Annotated in this window: 14 protein-coding genes, 1 tRNA gene and 1 pseudogene; 6 read left to right on the top strand and 10 right to left on the bottom strand. The window is 60.8% G+C overall.

Annotated features, from left to right (window positions below):
• The first annotated feature begins 244 nt into the window (after positions 1 to 244).
• Together AC0QUY_RS01620 and AC0QUY_RS01625 are read left to right on the top strand one after the other, a co-directional pair.
• Positions 245 to 874, top strand: coding sequence for a LabA-like NYN domain-containing protein (locus AC0QUY_RS01620; protein ID WP_475385469.1), 630 nt, complete (start codon positions 245 to 247; stop codon positions 872 to 874).
• A 142-nt stretch (positions 875 to 1016) separates the two neighbouring features.
• Positions 1017 to 1670 carry a uracil-DNA glycosylase gene (locus AC0QUY_RS01625; RefSeq protein WP_475385470.1) on the top strand — a complete coding sequence of 218 codons (654 nt, stop codon included), beginning with the start codon at positions 1017 to 1019 and terminating at the stop codon, positions 1668 to 1670.
• Positions 1671 to 1784: 114 nt separating this feature from the next.
• Here the strand turns inward: AC0QUY_RS01625 and AC0QUY_RS01630 are convergent, their stop codons facing one another.
• From AC0QUY_RS01630 to dapA, 4 genes are all read right to left on the bottom strand, one after another.
• On the bottom strand, positions 1785 to 2360 hold the full coding sequence (locus AC0QUY_RS01630) for a peroxiredoxin (protein ID WP_475385471.1): 576 nt from the start codon (positions 2358 to 2360) through the stop codon (positions 1785 to 1787).
• Positions 2361 to 2467: 107 nt separating this feature from the next.
• Positions 2468 to 2941 (bottom strand): SsrA-binding protein SmpB, encoded by a 474-nt coding sequence (gene smpB, locus AC0QUY_RS01635; RefSeq protein WP_161855039.1) that lies wholly within the window; start codon positions 2939 to 2941, stop codon positions 2468 to 2470.
• Between the two features lies 1 nt (position 2942).
• On the bottom strand, positions 2943 to 3353 hold the full coding sequence (gene mscL, locus AC0QUY_RS01640; protein ID WP_475385472.1) for a large conductance mechanosensitive channel protein MscL: 411 nt from the start codon (positions 3351 to 3353) through the stop codon (positions 2943 to 2945).
• Positions 3354 to 3397: 44 nt separating this feature from the next.
• Positions 3398 to 4288: a 4-hydroxy-tetrahydrodipicolinate synthase gene (gene dapA, locus AC0QUY_RS01645; protein ID WP_475385473.1), complete on the bottom strand. Its 891-nt coding sequence runs from the start codon at positions 4286 to 4288 to the stop codon at positions 3398 to 3400.
• A 290-nt stretch (positions 4289 to 4578) separates the two neighbouring features.
• Here dapA and AC0QUY_RS01650 point away from each other — a divergent pair, with 290 nt between their 5' ends.
• Entirely contained in the window at positions 4579 to 6804 is a 2226-nt protein-coding gene (locus tag AC0QUY_RS01650) for a lytic transglycosylase domain-containing protein (protein WP_475385474.1), read from the top strand.
• A 252-nt stretch (positions 6805 to 7056) separates the two neighbouring features.
• Here AC0QUY_RS01650 and AC0QUY_RS01655 read toward each other — a convergent pair whose 3' ends face one another.
• Positions 7057 to 8646, bottom strand: a complete 1590-nt coding sequence (locus tag AC0QUY_RS01655) for a porin (protein WP_161855042.1) — start codon at positions 8644 to 8646, stop codon at positions 7057 to 7059.
• 976 nt (positions 8647 to 9622) lie between these two features.
• On the opposite strand from AC0QUY_RS01655, the gene AC0QUY_RS01660 reads away from it, so the two are divergent.
• Positions 9623 to 9716 (top strand) — tRNA-Ser (locus tag AC0QUY_RS01660).
• 415 nt (positions 9717 to 10131) lie between these two features.
• Here AC0QUY_RS01660 and AC0QUY_RS01665 read toward each other — a convergent pair.
• From AC0QUY_RS01665 to AC0QUY_RS01680, 4 genes are all read right to left on the bottom strand, one after another.
• A complete protein-coding gene (locus tag AC0QUY_RS01665; RefSeq protein ID WP_475385475.1) occupies positions 10132 to 10314 on the bottom strand; it encodes a hypothetical protein in 183 nt (60 codons plus the stop codon).
• Complete coding sequence (locus AC0QUY_RS01670) at positions 10311 to 10754, bottom strand: DUF5681 domain-containing protein (RefSeq protein ID WP_475385476.1); 444 nt, start codon at positions 10752 to 10754, stop codon at positions 10311 to 10313. Before AC0QUY_RS01670 ends, AC0QUY_RS01665 begins: the two co-directional genes overlap by 4 nt.
• Before the next feature lie 477 nt (positions 10755 to 11231).
• Positions 11232 to 11762 carry a discoidin domain-containing protein gene (locus tag AC0QUY_RS01675; protein ID WP_475385477.1) on the bottom strand — a complete coding sequence of 177 codons (531 nt, stop codon included), beginning with the start codon at positions 11760 to 11762 and terminating at the stop codon, positions 11232 to 11234.
• 190 nt (positions 11763 to 11952) lie between these two features.
• Positions 11953 to 14019, bottom strand: coding sequence for an FG-GAP repeat domain-containing protein (locus AC0QUY_RS01680; RefSeq protein WP_475385478.1), 2067 nt, complete (start codon positions 14017 to 14019; stop codon positions 11953 to 11955).
• Positions 14020 to 14411: 392 nt separating this feature from the next.
• On the opposite strand from AC0QUY_RS01680, the pseudogene AC0QUY_RS01685 reads away from it, so the two are divergent.
• Positions 14412 to 15145, top strand: a pseudogene (locus tag AC0QUY_RS01685) (IS5 family transposase).
• Positions 15145 to 15360, top strand: coding sequence for a hypothetical protein (locus AC0QUY_RS01690; protein WP_475385479.1), 216 nt, complete (start codon positions 15145 to 15147; stop codon positions 15358 to 15360). The pseudogene AC0QUY_RS01685 and the gene AC0QUY_RS01690 overlap by 1 nt, the downstream one beginning before the upstream one ends.
• Positions 15361 to 15584: 224 nt before the next feature.
• On the opposite strand, the gene AC0QUY_RS01695 is transcribed toward AC0QUY_RS01690, so the two are convergent.
• On the bottom strand, positions 15585 to 17525 hold the full coding sequence (locus AC0QUY_RS01695) for a hypothetical protein (RefSeq protein ID WP_475385480.1): 1941 nt from the start codon (positions 17523 to 17525) through the stop codon (positions 15585 to 15587).
• Between the last annotated feature and the right edge of the window lie 32 nt (positions 17526 to 17557).

The following is a 17557-nucleotide window of genomic DNA, read 5'->3' on the forward strand; positions in this document are numbered from 1 at the left end:
AGAATGGCCGGAGCGTCCAGGACGCGGCGAGGTTGCCGTAGACGCGGCAAGGTTGCTGCACAGGACAAGTAAATCTCTTCATTGCACTGTCAAAAGTATAGGTTTTTCGCCCTCGCCTCACCATAATTGCAGTGGTGACTGTCGTGGGGCACGATTCACCGAACTTTAGGCAACAGAACTGGAAAGTGCGCGCGCTCGACGGCCGCTGCGCTAGAAAAGCTAACAACAACGTGAGAACCATTTGATGTCACCGACTTCCAACAAGATTGCGCTCTTCATTGATGGCGCCAACCTGTACGCAACCGCAAAGACGCTCGGCTTCGACATCGACTACAAGCGCCTCCTCAAGGAATTTCAGAGCCGCGGGACGCTGTTGCGCGCATTCTACTACACGGCGATCATCGAAGATCAGGAATACTCCTCCATCCGCCCGCTGATCGACTGGCTCGACTACAACGGCTACACCGTCGTCACCAAGGCAACGAAGGAATTCATCGACGCTTCCGGCCGGCGCAAGGTGAAGGGCAATATGGACATCGAACTCGCCGTCGATGCCATGGAACTCGCCGAGCATGTTGACCAGATCGTTCTTTTCTCGGGCGATGGCGATTTCCGCTCGCTGGTGGAAGCGGTGCAACGCCGGGGTGTTCGCGTCACGGTAGTGTCGACCATTTCGAGCCAGCCGCCGATGATCGCCGACGAACTGCGCCGCCAGGCCGACGTCTTCACCGACCTCGTCGAGTTGCAATCAAAACTCGGCCGCGACCCCTCCGAGCGTCCTGCCCCGCGCGAGCCGCGCCACCACTCCCCGCAATTCCTGCAGCGCGCGACCACGGTTGCGACGCGGCCCGGGGATGAGGATTTCGACGATTGAGAATAGGCCCATACGCTGCTAGAGCCTCGGTTCTGATTGAAAACAGAACCGAGGCTTTTGTTTGCCGCGCGCATCTGACGCGAACCGGTTTCCATCCCGGATCAGGTCCGTGGCTGGCTTTCGCTCGAAACGCTTTGGACACATGGCTAGCCTTCCCGCCCCTGCCGCCGCCGAACCCGATCGCAACTGCCCGCTCTGTCCGAGGCTCGCCGAATTTCGCAGCCAGGCGCGTGCCCGCGAGCCCGATTGGCACAACTCGCCGGTCGCTTCGTTCGGCGAAGCCACTGCGCAACTGTTGATTGTCGGGCTGGCGCCGGGCCTGCAGGGCGCCAACCGGACCGGGCGCCCGTTCACCGGCGACTACGCCGGCGATCTCCTGTACGCCACCTTGCTCGAATACGGCTTTGCCAGGGGCGTCTATCAGGCGCGGCCCGACGACGGCCTCAAGCTGGTCGATTGCCGGATCAGCAACGCGGTGCGCTGCGTGCCGCCGCAGAACAAGCCGTTGCCGGCCGAGATCAACACCTGCCGGCAATTTCTCGCGACGACAATTGCGACAATGCCCAAGCTGCGCGCGGTCGTCCTGCTTGGCCGCATTGCACATGACTCGACGCTCAAGGCGCTCAGCCTTCGCAGTGCCGCCGCCCCCTTTTCGCACGGCGCCGTGCACAAGGCCGGCGAAATCAAGCTCTACGACAGCTACCACTGCTCGCGCTACAACACGAACACGAGGGTGCTGACGCCGGAGATGTTTCGCAATGTATTTGCGACCGTGCGGAAGGATTTGGATAACTGAGCGTCATTGCCAGCGACAAACGCAAAGCGTTTGCGCAAGGGAGCGCAAGCGACGAAGCAATCCATCTATCCTCACGTTGAGGTATGGATTGCTTCGCTTCGCTCGCAATGACGGTTACGCCGGATTATCTTGCAGCCACGCCAGCACGTCGGCGGCGTTCCGGTCCGGCGGGAACACCGGATAGAAGACGTGGGTGATGCGTCCGTCATCGACGATCAGCGCCAGCCGCTTGATCAGCGTCAGTCCCGCCACCTCCATGGTCGGCAGGTTCAACGCACGGGTCAGTTTCAGCTTCTCGTCGGACAGCACCGGAAACGGCAGATGCAGCCGCGACGCCATTTCGGTCTGGTAGGCATTGTCCTGGGTCGACAGGCCGAACACGTGCTTGACGCCGGCCGCCTTCAACTCGGCAAACAGATCGCGGAACGAGCAGGTTTGCGGCGTGCAGCCGCGCGCGCCGGGGATCATGTCCCAATCGTCGACCAGGCTGATCTTTCCGGGCTCGCCGGTGCGGGGATAGGCGAACACCACGGTGCGGCCCAAAAGCGCCGACAGCGTCACCGAACTGTCGTCGGTGGCGAGCAGCGAGACTTCCGGGATCGTCAGGCCGACGAGATGCGCCGCCGTGCCGTCGTCCATCGGCGCCGGAATCTTGCTCCAGTCGACTTCGAGAAGGTTTTTCTGGTTCATGGACACCATTCTCCATCAGCCGTCATTGCGAGCGCAGCGAAGCAATCCACACTTCCTTGCAGCACAATGGATTGCTTCGCTGCGCTCGCAATGACGGATAAACCTTTCTATCCCCTCGCCCGCATCAGGCGGCCTTTTTCCCGGCCCCAGTCGCGCTTCTTTGCGCTCTCGCGCTTGTCGTGCAGCTTCTTGCCCTTGGCGATCGCCAGCAGCAGTTTGGCGCGGCCGCGTTCGTTGAAATAGAGTTTTAGCGGAATCAGCGTCATGCCTTCGCGATCGACCGCGCCCATCAGTCTGTTGATCTGCTTCCGGTGCAGCAGCAGCTTGCGTGGTCGCTTCGGCTCATGGTTGAAGCGATTGGCCTGCAGATATTCCGGAATATTGGCGTTGATCAGCCAGATCTCGCCGTTCTTGGAATCCGCATAGGATTCCGCGATGGTGGTCTTGCCATTACGGATCGATTTCACCTCCGTGCCGGTCAACGCAATGCCGGCCTCGATGGTGTCGTCGATCGCGTAGTTGAACCGGGCCTTGCGGTTTTCGGCGACGACCTTGATCGGGCGCTCGTTCTTATCAGCCACGTTAGCCCTTCTTGAGGAGATCGCGGATCTCGGTCAGCAGTTCTTCCTGCTTGGTCAGCTTCGGCGCCGGCGCCGCCTCTTCCTTGCGCTTCAACTGGTTCATGAGCCGGATGACGATAAACAACACAAAGGCGACGATGAGGAAGTTCAGCGTCAGCGTCAGGAAATTGCCCCAAGCCAACACCGCGCCCTGCTTTTTGGCATCAGCCAAATTGTTGGCAGTGACTGCCTTGGACAGTGGCGTGAAATAGTTGGAGAAATCGAGACCGCCCGTGATCGCGCCAATCATCGGCATGATCACATCGCCGACGAGCGAAGTCACAATCCCGCCAAAGGCCGCACCGATGATGACGCCGACGGCGAGGTCGACGACATTGCCCTTCATCGCGAATTCGCGGAATTCCCTCAGCATGTTGGCTTCCCCTCTTCGTTCGCCGCGCGAGGTCAGCCGTTGGCCTAGTTGATCAGGCCGGCATGGACCATGGCGCTGCGCACGGCGGCCCGGGTCGGCTCGGATACCGGCACCATCGGCAGCCGCAGCTTCTCGTCGATCTTGCCGAGCAACGACAGTGCGTACTTCACCGGCGCCGGATTGCTTTCGATGAAGAGGTTGTTGTGCAGCGGCATCAGCTTGTCATGCAGCTTGAGCGCGGTGGCGTGATCGCCCTTCTGCCATGCGGTGTGGAATTCCGAGCAGAGCCGCGGCGCGACGTTTGAGGTGACCGAAATGCAGCCATGGCCGCCATGCGCCATGTAGCCGAGGATCGTGGCATCCTCGCCCGACAATTGGTTGAAGTCCTCGCCCATCGCCGCGCGCTGCTGCGACACCCGCACCATGCTGGCGGTGGCATCCTTCACGCCGGCAATGTTCTTCAGTTCGAACAGCCGCGTCATGGTCTCGACCGACATGTCGATCACCGAACGTCCCGGGATATTGTAGATGATGATCGGAATCCCGATCGCATCGTTGATCGCCTTGAAGTGCTGGTACATGCCTTCCTGGGTCGGCTTGTTGTAGTACGGCGTCACTACCAGCACCGCGTCCGCGCCTGCCTTCTCGGCGTGCTCGGCGAGCTCGACGGCTTCCTTGGTCGAGTTGGAGCCTGCGCCGGCGATGACGGGCACCCGGCCCTTGGCCTCGTCGATGCACCATTCGACGACGCGCTTGTGCTCGTCATGGCTCAAGGTGGGGCTTTCGCCGGTGGTGCCGACGGGCACCAGGCCATGGGTGCCCTCGGCAATCTGCCAGCTCACCAGGTCGCGGAAGGCGGCCTCTTCGACCGAGCCGTTATTGAATGGCGTGACCAAGGCGGTGAACGACCCCCGGAACTTTGTCTTGGCTGCCATGGACATCCTCCAAACGCTTAAGAAACGGCTCTACCGAAACTGGATTTCAATTCATATCGGGTCTGGTGATCAGGCGAAAGGGCTGTGCCGTATGGCGCTAGCGCTTTGTTCCGACGCGCTTTCTTGCCGCGGCCCGGCCTGTCCCCTGCGAAAATGGCCATAGCCGCGATTTTGCCGCGGTGATGGCGCAAACAGTACCAGCCGTCACGTTTTAGCATTTTGTCCACATATTCCATCAAATAGATCTAAGGCTCGAGCGACTGAATGATTCGCCGCCGCAGAGGAAAGCCGTGATCCCTTCCATCCGCGCCGCCGCATTGCGATCGACCGCACTGGCCACGGGCCTTGCGCTGGCCGTTGGGCTGACTGCTTTTCCCCTGGAAGCCTGGGCCAAGCCAAAAGTTCCCCTGCCGAAGCCGCGACCGATCGCCCGCAATGTCGTTCCCAAGTCGACTGCGAACGTCAGCGCGCCCAGCGCTCACACTGCGGCAACCGCCCCTGCGCCCGCAGCGCCAGCCCCGCCGCCGCCTGTGCTGGCACCTGCAACGCGCCAGCATGCCGCTGTGCCGCCTCCGCGCAAGCAGGTGGCCCCGGCAGTAGCCGCGACGACGTCGACATCGCAGGCCGACAAGGACGCGCTGGAAAACGTCATTGAGCTCGTGCGCAAGCAGAAGTCTGGCGATGCAACGCAGGCGCAAGCGACGATTTCGGATCCGGTCGCGCGCAAGCTCGCGGAATGGCTGATCCTGCGCAGCGACAACAACAACGCATCGGTCGAGCGCTACCGCGCGTTTATTTCAGCCAATCCGAGCTGGCCGTCGCAGATTTTCATGCGCCGACGCATCGAGGCCGCGCTGTGGGACGACCGCCGCGACGACGCCACGGTGTGGTCGTGGTTCGAAAACCAGTCGCCGATCTCGGCCAAGGGCAAGCTCGCGCTGGCCAAGGCGATGATCGCGCGCGGCGATCGCGCCAATGCCGAGCGGCTGGTCCGCGAGGCCTGGCGTCACGACGGCATGTCGGAAGACACCGAGAGCGCGGCGCTCGACATGTTCGGCCCGCTGCTGACGGCGGGCGACCACAAGACCCGGATGGATTCGCTGCTTTACGGCACCGAGCAGGAGGCCGGTGGCATGCGCGCCGCCAAACGGCTCGGCTCCGGCCATGTGGCGCTCGCGAAAGCCCGGATCGCGGCCAACAAGAAGGCTTCCAACCTCAGGGCGCTGCTCGAGGCGGTACCGCAGGAACTGCACGGAGAGACCGGCTACGTCTTCGCAAGGATCCAGCTGCTTCGCCGCGAAGAAAAGTTCAACGAGGCTGCGCAGCTCATGCTGAGCGCGCCGAAAGACCCAAACCGCCTGCACAATCTCAACGAATGGTGGATCGAGCGGCGCCTGCTGGCGCGCAAGATGATTGATGCCGGCGAGTATCGCAGCGCGTATCTGATCGCGCGGGATGCAGCGCTGCCGACGCGCGACATCTACAAGACCGAGCAGGAATTCACCGCAGGCTGGATTGCACTGCGGTTCCTGAAAGATCCGGCGGTCGCCGCCCAGCACTTCGCGCGCATCGGCGTCGGCAGCGCGAATCCAACCGCGCTCGCGCGCGCCGGCTATTGGCAGGGCCGCGCGGTGGAAGCCGCGGGCCGCGCGCAGGAGGCCCGCGCGGCGTACGGCCGCGCCGCCGAGCAATCGACCAGCTATTACGGCCAACTGGCGCGCGCCAAGCTCGGCCTGCCGCAGCTCGATTTGAACGGCGTCCCACGCGGCCGCGGGTCCGAGCGGCTGGAGATCGTCCGCGCCGTGCAGTTGCTCTATGAACTCGACGAGCGCGAGCTTGCGATCCCGATTTTCGGCGACATGGGCGAGAACGGCGATCCCGATGCGGTGGCGGGCCTCGGCGAACTCACCGCGCGCTATCATGACGCCCGCGGCATGCTGCTGCTCGGCAAGGCCGCGCTCAACCGCGGCCTGCCATTCGACCACTACGCCTATCCCGTCATGGGCATTCCGTCGTTCAAGCAGCTCGGTCCCGAGGTGGAGCCCAGCGTCATCTACTCGATCGCGCGGCAGGAAAGCGCATTCAATCCGGCGGTCGTCTCGCCGGCCCAGGCTTACGGACTGATGCAGGTGACGCCGGACGCGGGGCGCTATGTCTGCAAGCGCGCCGGCGTCAGCTTCGACCTTCAGCGAATGAAGACCGATTCGGTCTATAACGCGACGCTCGGCGCAGCCGAACTCGGCGGGCTGCTGGAGGACTACCGCGGCTCCTACATCCTGACTTTCGCCGGCTATAACGCCGGTCGCGGCAGCGTGAAGAAATGGATCGAGCGCTACGGTGACCCGCGCGATCCCAAGGTCGACGCCGTCGATTGGGTCGAACTGATTCCATTCTCCGAGACGCGCAACTATGTACAGCGGATCATGGAGAATCTGCAGGTCTACCGAACGCGGTTCGGCGGCGGGACCAAGCTTCAGATCGAAGCTGACCTGCATCGGGGCGCCAGCGTCCAATAAAGGCGCCGGCCTGCCCACTCCCATCAATGCCCGCCCTGTCGCGCCCCGCGTGGAACGGCGCCTTTGTGCCAAGCGGCTGCGGACAGCGTTGCCGGTCAACACCCGTCATTGAATTCACTTCCACCGCTCGGGCCGACCTCGGACGCCTGAGCTGGCACAGCGGACAACTCCGTCCGGGTTTCCGCTCGGACAAAGAAAAACCCCCGGCAGTTGCCTGCCGAGGGTTCTCCGAGTGTTTCAAGTCTTTCGGGATCAGAAGTTACGCTGAGCGCGAACGTTCAGGAACACAGTGCTCTGGTCCCGGAACTCATAGACCGCGGCGGGCTTGGGAGCCGGCGCTGCAGCAATAAAGCTCGCACCCGTGAACTTCTGGTCGAGGAAGAACGCACCGACTTCAGCCGAGAACGTCAAGTTCTTGACAGGAGTCCAGCGCGTGATCAAACCGACCTGAGCAATGTTGAAGTCTGGGTTACAGCTATAGTCCGCTGATTTGGTAGCCAAGCCACCAGTTGCAGCGGTAAAGGCGGCGCAATAGGCACCCGCGGCGGAAAACGGATCAAGCGTGTCGCCATCGTACCGAACCGCAGCGTAGCTTCCCCAAAGGCTGGTCGACCAGTAGGGATCCCAGTTGTGGTTGAACGCACCACGGACACCCCAAGCGTTCGTCAGAATTAGGCCCTGGGTGGCACCGCCACCGAACCCACCCGAGTAGATGGCGTCAGTTGAGACACCGAAGCCGAAGCTCTGGTAAGCACCCGGAAAGCTGCTGCCGCCGAACATCAGGAACTGCGGCGTACCGCCGGAGGTCGAGATCACGGCCTTCGTCATACCCTTGGAATAGGTAGCGTCGATCTTGAAGTCGTCGCCAGCACCCGTCGGGAGGTTCTTGATCTGCAACGCAGCCGTCACCGCTCCGCCCCACTTGCTGTCAGGGTGGCCGCTGATCTCGGACAGGTTGTTCGGAGCAGCAGTCGCAGCAGTCAGCACGTTGTAGGAAGCGTTCACGTTATGCAACGCGCCCGAAATCTGGAACAGACCCCAAGCCTGGTCGACGCGGATGTTGCCGACGATATCAGGAGCCTGGATGCCGCCATAGGCGTTGGCGGGCACGCCACTACCGGTAGCCGGGAGGCCGACCGAAAGGTTGCCGACGACGGTACGGCTGAACACGGTCGGATCATCGAGACCGATGGTGGCCGACACGCCGTTGCCGAACTGCGCGGTGTACTGGATGTTGTTGACGCCGGTCACGTAGTCAGGACCGCCCATCAGGAACGAGTTGTTGTTGCCCGGATAACCGTTCCAAGGCGTCGCGTAGGCCGAGGCCGACTTACCGAAGGTGAAACCAGCGAACTGGATGAACACCATTTCAACCGCGACGTAGCCGCCACCAGCGGTGGACAGCAGCGCGCTATTCAGGCCGCCAGACTGCGATCCGACCGCAAGACCCGGGTTGGAGCTTCCGAAGTTCTGGAACTGGAAGTCGGCCTGACCGAAGGTGCGGACAACGCCGTATTCGGTGGCGGTGCGGGTATCAACCGTCAGCGCCATACGGGAACGGGAGTTGAAGTAATCGCGGTAGCGATTGCCCTGGCCGTTATCGCCATTATAGAACGGCTGACCGTAGATGCCGCCGTTGAACGTAGTGTCAACGCGCAGATAACCACCCAGCTTGATGCAGGTATCGGTGCCCGGGATATACCAGAATCCCGCGCCATACAGGGAGCAGATCCTCACGTACTCGACCGCTTTGGCCTTGACGGGAAGATCGGCCGCCTGTGCTCCGCCCATAGCGACGAGCGCCGCCGCTGAGCCGAGAATAAGGCTCTTAACCATCTTCATGCTAAACCTCCAAGTTGCTCTGTAGGGAAGGTTCCGGATCCGCTGGGTGAAACACCCTAAGGTTGGTTCCCTTGTCCCCTGAAACCCGCTTAGTCGCTTCGCGCCTTCGGACACTCCCGCATGAACGCGAGGGACTTAAGCGAACCACCTAAAACGGGACGACCTCGGGATGCCCCCCTCCGTCGCCCGATCACAATTACCGAGGACTCCTGCACAAGCAACAAAGGAACCGCTTCGAACGGCTTGGCTCCGCCCCTTTTCCAAAGGGTGTTGCACAAATAACACGCGTTTGTGATTGAACTTTACTTGCAACCTGTTGATTTTACTTCATCTTTTCGAATAGCCCCATCTGACAACCGAAAACTGCGGTGGGCACCGCAGCAACCGCCCTCTCCCCACAGAAACGCTTTTGCGGGCATCGAATCGAACCGGCAATTTCGCCGATTCCATCCCCGACATCACACATATAATAGAGTCATCTGCGGAGCCCCCTTGGCCGGGCCGGCGACCGAAAGGCGGAACCTGTCTGGCACCGATAAATGAAAGGCTCAAGCTGCCGCATCTCGTCGTCAGCGACGCTGAGCGCGGCCAGAGCACGCGAAAGCACCCCCTCCTCCGCGGTTGAATTGCACCCTAAGATTGCATCGAACCCAATACTAGAGCATGACGCATGCAATCCGCTCAACCGGAACCGAATCGCATACAAGCGACGTCGAATCACGTTCGCGCGATGGGCGTTTCATTTCGAGGCATTCGGAGCTGGCACGCCAGGATGTCCGACGAGGGCCGCGACGCGATGATTGCGCCAGCCGCGTGGCCGATGGGCTGTGGATCTGCGTTCCTGCCGCGCCAAGCCTCGAACGCCGGCTGCGACAGCACCACGGACGCGCGAAGCGCCAGTGCCTCTAAATGGCCTCGGCGTAATTTGAATCTGCCGCTTGCGGCTGGCCCTCGCGTCAGGCATATCCGCGCTTACGGAGCTGTGGCCGAGAGGCTGAAGGCGGCGGTTTGCTAAACCGTTATAGGGTTGTAAAGCCCTATCGAGGGTTCGAATCCCTCCGGCTCCGCCAGCACTACCTTGTAAGACACTGATACATATTGATTATTTTGACGAATAGTCACCTCGGTCCCCAGGTCAGTCCCCAAACGATGCGCAGCCCGGCGGTGTGGGGCATTGGGCGTCGTCGCGCTTGTGCCGATGGGTGTCCATCCTCTGATGCACTTCGCAAGATTACTCTGGGCTATTTACCGGCTCCGGCTTGCACGCTGGCGGCTGGAGCGCCGCATCGCCAGGCGATAGCCCGGACGAAATAGGTGTCCTCGCGGCCATCGCGGCCGCTGCGTCCTGGCGGCGATTTTTGTTACCACCTGAATGAAAGCCCGGTAGCCATCGTCAGGCCCACTAAAGCCGCAACCGCGAGATCAGCGCGCCGCGCGCATCGCGGGCCCGCTTCACTTCACTGTAATCTGGAGGGTCTCGCAAAGTCATAGCGTCCTGAGGAAAACCACGATGGTAGCATCCCGGTCCTCGGGATGGGCCGCGAAGTGGCGATCTCGCGCCGCATCGCTGTCCTCATCTCGGCAACACCGAATTGTCACGACCTTCTGCGGGCGGCTGGACGAAATCGGCGCTTCCAGTTTTGAGAGCCGTCTTTCCAGCAGCGTCATTTGTCAATCGCCTCTTCCAGTTTTTGAACGCGCTCTTCAAGCTCTGCCGTCTCGATGATTTTGGCGAACGCCTGCACCATTTTTGTCAGCTCTGCGGCCTCCGCCGGCGTCAGGTCGCCCTGCCCAACCGCTTTGACAAGGGCGCCCATGGCCGGAACCGCGTCGTTGAGCGTTTTCATCTCCGGCAAGTCAAAAGCCACTGGGCTGTCTTTGCGGGGCGGCAGGATACGATCCAGGCAGAGACGCAAAGCCGGGATATCACCGGTCAAGGCAACGTCGATCGCCTTTTGGGTCAACGCCTGCGCCTGGCCGTCAAGGAGAGTCTCAAGGGCGATCGTGGTGGCGTTGCGGGAGCCGTTCGGCCGTCCGTCCGGGTTGCCAGACTGACCTTTCTGAAATGGCCTCCCTCGTTGTTTTCCCACTGTATTTTCAGCCGACATCGGACCAGCACCCCCTCAGGTCAATGAGCAAACGAGTATGTCGCTCCGGAAACGTCCCAAAGGCAATCTATATCCTGATTTAAATTTTTGCGAGTAATGGTGGTCGAACTTGGTGGAGTGACGCTCTGCAACCCACCTCGGCTACAAGCTGTTCACCAGGGGCCTCATTCCAAGAAGCCTTTCTCCATCAAGCAACGCCTTGCGGGTATCCGGCTTACTCCAGATTTGCCGCAATTCGTCCTCGTCCTTAAAGAAGCGTGGAATTTCTCCGGTGTGCGCGGTAGGTTTTGACGCTTTGAAGATGTATCGGTTGGTACTGAAGCATAGGCCCAATAGCCCTCGTCATAGGCGTAAGGCCAGAACGTGTAGTAGAGCATCGCGTGTCCGAACAACAGGCGCTCGTCGTGTGCCGGCGTCGATCGATCGCGTTAGAGCTTGATCGCGCGGCCTTGCGAAGTGGCTCGCCATCGACGCTTGCTAAGGCGCGACGTCGCACGGGAACACGTCGAACTCCCACAGCGAATATCCCCACGGTGTTGCACGAGTTACGCCCTGTATGCGGATGTACTGAGCCGTTCGATAGATATCGACCAGATTTGGATCGGAGTTGTACTTGAATTGACGGACAACCTGCGCCCAGTTAATACCGTCGTCGGATACTTTGACATCATAAGTGGCCGCGTATGCGGTCTCCCAGACTAGGCGGATTCTAGCGATGTCACGTATACTGCCGAGATTGATCGTAATCTGCTCGTTGTCGTTGAAGTCGGATGACCACCGGGTGCCGATCGAGTTGTCGACGGCGTTCGAGGGCACGAACTGCGGCAGGTTGCTCTCGTACGACGACGCAGTCGCCGTCAGCCCACCGAGTTGCGCACCGTCGAACGTCACCGGCTGACATGACGAGTTGTAGAGCGCCTTGATCTCCGACTCCTCGAGCTTGCGATTGATGATCGCGAGCTCCTGGAAGTAGCCGGTGAAGTTTCCGCCGGTACCGACTCGACCCACAGTGACGGATCGGCCTCCACTAAGCGGGACAATGTTCCAGCAGTTCTAACACTTGCCGCTCCCAATATTGATCAGCGGCATATGCAGGATCATTGCCGATGTCGCACGCATGCAAGCAGCTCGGCGATACCGCGTCGTATCCTCATGGTGAACCCTCCTTGAGATCGGTCATCGCGATTTGTCTCGGAATTTAGCGCATAGCGTGCCAGGAAAGCTTTTCGAACCTGTCGCGCCGGCCGCCGCGCCAGATCATGAAGTGGTTGGTTAAGCCCGGGCCTGACTCGGCGGAGTAGTAGCTAACGACCTTGGCGCGAGGATCGCCGTCGAAGTGGCCAACAAGCAGCCGGCTGAGTTCCGGATACGCCCCCGATTGCCCGTCTCCCTCCCGCAAACTGTTAAGTGGGCCGGATCCCCCTGAACTGTAACTCCACATCTGGCGCCCCTCGTCGAAAGCGATGTCGCTTCTACCGTCGCCGTCAAAATCGGCGACGACCGCGCCGCGAAAACTGGGACGTCGCAGGGAGTTCAGCGGCGCCCAGGATCCGGTGGCTCCGCTCGATATCTGCCACTTGCCGCCCGTAATGACGGCAACGTCGGTGCCCTTCCGCTCGTCGAACTCACCGAACAGAAAATCGGTGATGGCGAAACCCGACGTTTGTGTCGGCCGCCAGTCCTTCAGGCTTCCGTACCACACCTGCCATTGCCCATTGTGGGTGTAGAAAATATCCGTCAGCCCGTCGCCGTCGAAGTCTCCGAAACGCACCTCCGTCATGGGCATGAGCGTTGTGGTCAGCGGCGTCCACGCACCTCGGCCACTTTTGAAAAAGCCGAGGTTGCCCGCCGGGTCACGCCAGAGAACATCGGTAATTCCATCATTGTCGATGTCGGCGAAACCCAGCTCGCGCATGAGCTTGTTCGATGGGCGCAGAAACTCCCAAGGTCCCTGGCCTCCGCGCGAGAAGAACCACGCTGTGCCGGTGGCTACAAACACATCGGTGCGGCCGTCGCCGTCGAAATCACCGGTGGCGAGATCGCCCGAGTGGTCGACTGAGAACTGATTGCCGACCGCTTTGAAATTGAACTGATCATGATCTTCACCCCAACCACTGTCGCGCTTGCCCATCTTCAACGAGACAGCGGCGTCAAGATCGTCGTGAACCGCGATATTCGCATCATAGCGCAATTCGATTGTCGGCTTGCCGCGCAGCATCAATGCAGATCGTGTTTTGAGGCAGAATATGAAGCAGTAGTAGGGCTGAGCGCCGCGAATGGCGTTGAACGCGACCTCATAATTTTCTCCAGCCGTTCCGCCATAGCCCGTGCTGATGTTGTTGCCGTTTGTGTCGTTGGTGCCGTGCACGTCGAAGTGTTGGTTGTAGGAGCTGCCCTGTTTGAAGCCGCCTTCGAGAACATAGTTGAAGCGGGTGATGTATCCGGTGTGAGCGAATCCGTCGGAAGTCACCGCGTGGCGGTTGAAGTCGAACACGTTCCCCAGGATGGTCGCGAAAGCCCCCCTGTCCACGCTCACTCCATAGCCGCCGTCCTCCCGTGCATTGTGGTGGAAGAAATTGCGTTCGACGCGGATCAATGCGGCGTCTTCTTTTGTCAGCCGCGCCCATTCCTTGAGGTACTGTTTCGGCGTCCGCGCCACTCGCGTGCTTAAGATTTCAACCGCGGCACCGGTCCATTCATCGAACTCGTTCTCTCCCACGTAGATTCCGCGACCCTGCTTGTTGTCGGGATCGGCGGTGATCTCGATCGCATGGACATAGGGTTGGTCGATGCTACGGCTGCCCATTGCGGGGCCGCGCAGATGCAGGCCGGTGACGGAGATGTTGTTGCCGGTGATCTGAAAGAGTGAATACCTTTGGCAGGCCTTGGACTCGGGGGGACTCGCAGATGGATCGGCGCACTTGGCGTCGGTGAACAAGCTTGGCCGGCTTCCCAATTCGCCGCGCTCGCCTTGTAGCCATACACCGGACTTTATCGGGATAGACAATCGTCCGGTCATATTCAGGAACTTGTCTTTGGCAACAACGACGCATCCGACGAAATCGGAAAAACGCAAAACCTGCTCCAACTGATCAGGCGTCTCCACCACCCGTCGCTCATCGCAAGGTCGTTGCTGTACATCCGGCACTTCGCCGACGCTGATCACCGGGCCGTGCCCGGGCGGCTTCGGCGTTACCGCGAAAAAGAAAAAGACGGCGGCGCTGACGAGCGACGCGGAAGCGACAAGAAGCAATACCTTGTTCATGCCACGGCACCCTAATGATGGGTCGCGCGCGAACCTGCAATTCGGTCTCGCCAGCCAGGCCAGATAGGGCAGCATATCAAATTAGTGGGGGTCCGTCAGCGGGTGCTTGAGTGATTTTGTCAGATCAATTGAAGCGCCGCGAGTTCATCACGTTGCTCGGCGGCGCGGTAGCCACGTGGCCCAATTGGGCCATGATGCGTTCCGGGTCATTTTCGACCGAGACAAGCCTAGCAGCATGTCCTGCCATGTCGGCTATGCCCCGAAAGCGGAAGTAAAACAGGGTACCAGCATCTGCCTCGACGGTCATAGCGGGTTGATGGCGTCGCCCGGCGCGTGATTCAAGCTTGCAAACCGGAGCCTCGAATCATGCGCTACGAACTCACCGACCGCGAATGGACTGCCATCAAGCCGATGCTGCCGAACAAGCCGCGCGGCATTCCCGGGTGAACGACCGTCGTGTGCTCAACGGCATCTTTTGGGTCTTGCGATCTGGGGCACCGTGGCGCGACCTACCGAATCCGTTCGGCCCTTACACTACTTGCTACAACCGCTTCGTTCGTTGGCGGCGTGCTGGCGTCTGGAGCCGGATTATCAACGCACTGGCTGGCGCTCATGACGCCGCCGTGCAGATGATCGACACGTCTATTGTCCGCGTGCATCAGCACGGCGCCTGCGTCACTCGGAACAGAAGACAGTCCATGGGCCGATCACGGGGGGGTTGACCAGTAAGATCCACGCGCTGGTCGATATGAATGGAATGCCGGTCCGGCTCGCCCTGACGGCCGGCGAGGCGCACGACAATCGGCTCGCGGGCGAGCTTCTGTCTCGCTTGAAGTCGGGAACAATGCTGTTGGCCGACCGGGGTTATGACGCCGACTGGATCAGAGCCCTTGCCGCCGACAGGGGCGCTTGGGCAAACATCCCGCCAAGAAGCAATCGCAACGACCCGATCTGCTTCAGCCCGTACCTCTATCGTGCCCGCAACTTGGTCGAGCGGTTCTTCAACAAGATCAAACAGTGTCGGCGCATCGCTACTCGCTACGTAAAGCTTGCGGCCAACTACCTCGCCTTCATCCAGTTGGCATCAATACGGCTATGGCTGCGTGTTAATGAGCCCACGCCCTAGTGACCAAGACCAAGATGATCCTCCTGGCACTGCTGACGCTCGCCGTCCTGATGAGCAAGGTGTCGGCGCATGTGCGCCAGTACTACGGCAGCACGAGCGACAGCAGCGGCACGGTCACGTATTACAATGCGAACGGATGGATCCTCAATCGAGCCGATGAGCCCCTATTTAGAAATATGCCGCGCGTTTCGCCAGGCTCCGTGACCGATGTTTGAGTGATCACTTGTTGGTACCTCAATACGTCGGAGGTTTATCGGTCGTCGGTTGTCACGCGATCATGGAGCTCTTGTCGAGCGGCACCGGCCTGAGCCGCTTGCCACGCTCCTGATCGAGCCTGTCTTGCAGGACGATGGATGCCAATATGGCCTGCACCCGCGGGGCACTCGCTCACTCCGCCCGCGACGCGCGTTCATGGCTCCGGTCGCCGAGGGTCGAGCCGTCACGGCAGCGGCGGTTGCTTCCAGCCGCTCCGTGACCAGAACTCCGACGTGGTTATCTTGCCCTTGGTCGGCTGCTCCCGCTTGGGGTAGTAACCGTCGTGCTCGCTCCGCTTGCAGCGCTCGATGAAGGCCTGGATCTGCGAGGCCAGCTGGGTTGTCTCGAACATCGGGTAATAATCCTTCTTGGGATCGGAGGGGACCAGTGCCTTGAGCTTAGGCGCCAGGAACTTCATCACGCGACTTGCCTCCATGATCATCGCGCGGCGCAGCGGACCGGCTTGCTCCGTGCCGACGAGTGTCTCAGCGGCTTGGTGCTTCTCAAGGAGGTTGCCAAGCTTGGTCAGCCAGTCGCGGACCTCGTAGTACCGCTCGAGGAACTTTTTGTCGGTTTTGGCTTTCACGGGGCCGATGCCGCCAACTACGCCCGTCTGTCCCTCGTAGACCACCAGGAGTGTTTCCTGGAGCCACTGGAGCGCGCCGAGGAGCCAGTCAAACGGCGTGAAAATCGGCTCGGACACAGTAAACACGATTTTCGTCGCCTTCCGATATTCCCGCGTCGGCAAGGCGATGACGACCACTGCGGTCACCAGGTCCCGGACTGGAACATGGTGGGGATTGTACTCGTACTTCTCAGTCTCCACCGGCTTCAGGGACCGCGCGCTCGACGACCACTGGTCCCAGTCCAAGCTATCGATGCTGACGTCCCATTTCTCGCCGCCTGGCAACACCATCATTTCCTGTTTCAAGTAGCGCGTGACCGTGGCGGTGATTCTCGCGTAGACGAAGCCGGGGCCGCCACTGTCTACGAACTCGATCAACTTAGCGGCGGCCTGTTGCCTTTGCTCCTTGACCTTCTGCTCGACCATCGCAGGCAACCTGTTGAGTTGCTTCTGGAAATTCTCCCTTTCCACTTTCTCGAAATAGGCAGTAACGATTTCCGTCAGCGCAAAGATGATAATCTCAATGATGATGGCCCCTGGTGTGAGCGGCGGAATCACCATGCGGAACGCGAACGAGCCGACCGAACGGATTCCGCGAAAGCCCTTGAGCGCTAGTTTCGAAGCTTGCTCGGCGCCCACATCAAGTGCTCCGGCACCTAGGCGCCTCAAGTTCGGTACCTTTGCCTCGGCCGCCAAGACGCCTGGTTCTGCCGCGGCCGTCGCTTGGCCGGCGACCGGGCTGGGTCCGGTTACTCCGGCGCGCGCCGCGATCCCCTCGGTGCGCGCGTCGACCATCTGCGAGCCGGCGGGAATACCCCGGTTAGCGGCCGTGATCTGTCCCCCGAGCGCGCGGGCTGCTCCGGGCGTGGGCTCGGGGACCCGGGAAACGTTGGTAAGTAACTTGTCTGGAACCTGGTGGTAGGTAGGCACCCTGGTCGAGTGCATGCCCTGGGGCGGCAGGTCGTGCACGACCTCTCGTCCAGTCACGGCGTCGTAGCCAGCCACCCGGATCGAGCCCCCTAGCCGCCTGGCCTCGTCGATTATGGCCTGGTCGGTCGCGAGTTGGCCGCGCACCGCAGTCTTCTCCTTGAAAGTGGCCTCTAGGTCTCCCTCGAGCCCCCCGGTGACGCTGTCCTTGATCGCACCGTGGCTCTTCAACTCGAATGGTATCGAACTTCGTTCGTTGTTTATCTGAAGGTTATCCCACGTGCGGGCCTTCTTGGGAGGAACGAGAGTTCCGTCTGGGAGCACGATTCCCTCGTACCTCGCGGAGAACAGCACGGTCGTTTCCGGCACTGCTAGCTTGATGGTTAGGCTCGTGACTCGCTCGAGCGCGTCGTAGATCGGTTTTGTTAGGCGAGCCCGTTGGTTTCTCCAGAGGGTCGGACCGTTCCTGCGCCACATCAGCAGCGCCTTGTGGTCCGCTACCCTCTTGCGGATGTCAGCTAGGACGTCCTTCCATAGTGCCAGCTCGCGGGCAATTTGCCTCGGGTCGCTCATGCCGCCACCTTGAATAACCAGCCGGCGCGGGG

The organism is Bradyrhizobium sp. WYCCWR15520, assembly GCF_056174665.1.

Coding starts and splice junctions, on each gene's coding strand:
- AC0QUY_RS01620 (WP_475385469.1), top strand. CDS start 245: ATGTCACCGACTTCCAACAAGATTGCGCTCTTCATTGATGGCGCCAAC.
- AC0QUY_RS01625 (WP_475385470.1), top strand. CDS start 1,017: ATGGCTAGCCTTCCCGCCCCTGCCGCCGCCGAACCCGATCGCAACTGC.
- AC0QUY_RS01630 (WP_475385471.1), bottom strand. CDS start 2,360: ATGAACCAGAAAAACCTTCTCGAAGTCGACTGGAGCAAGATTCCGGCG.
- mscL (WP_475385472.1), bottom strand. CDS start 3,353: ATGCTGAGGGAATTCCGCGAATTCGCGATGAAGGGCAATGTCGTCGAC.
- dapA (WP_475385473.1), bottom strand. CDS start 4,288: ATGGCAGCCAAGACAAAGTTCCGGGGGTCGTTCACCGCCTTGGTCACG.
- AC0QUY_RS01655 (WP_161855042.1), bottom strand. CDS start 8,646: ATGAAGATGGTTAAGAGCCTTATTCTCGGCTCAGCGGCGGCGCTCGTC.
- AC0QUY_RS01665 (WP_475385475.1), bottom strand. CDS start 10,314: ATGACGCTGCTGGAAAGACGGCTCTCAAAACTGGAAGCGCCGATTTCG.
- AC0QUY_RS01670 (WP_475385476.1), bottom strand. CDS start 10,754: ATGTCGGCTGAAAATACAGTGGGAAAACAACGAGGGAGGCCATTTCAG.
- AC0QUY_RS01680 (WP_475385478.1), bottom strand. CDS start 14,019: ATGAACAAGGTATTGCTTCTTGTCGCTTCCGCGTCGCTCGTCAGCGCC.
- AC0QUY_RS01695 (WP_475385480.1), bottom strand. CDS start 17,525: ATGAGCGACCCGAGGCAAATTGCCCGCGAGCTGGCACTATGGAAGGAC.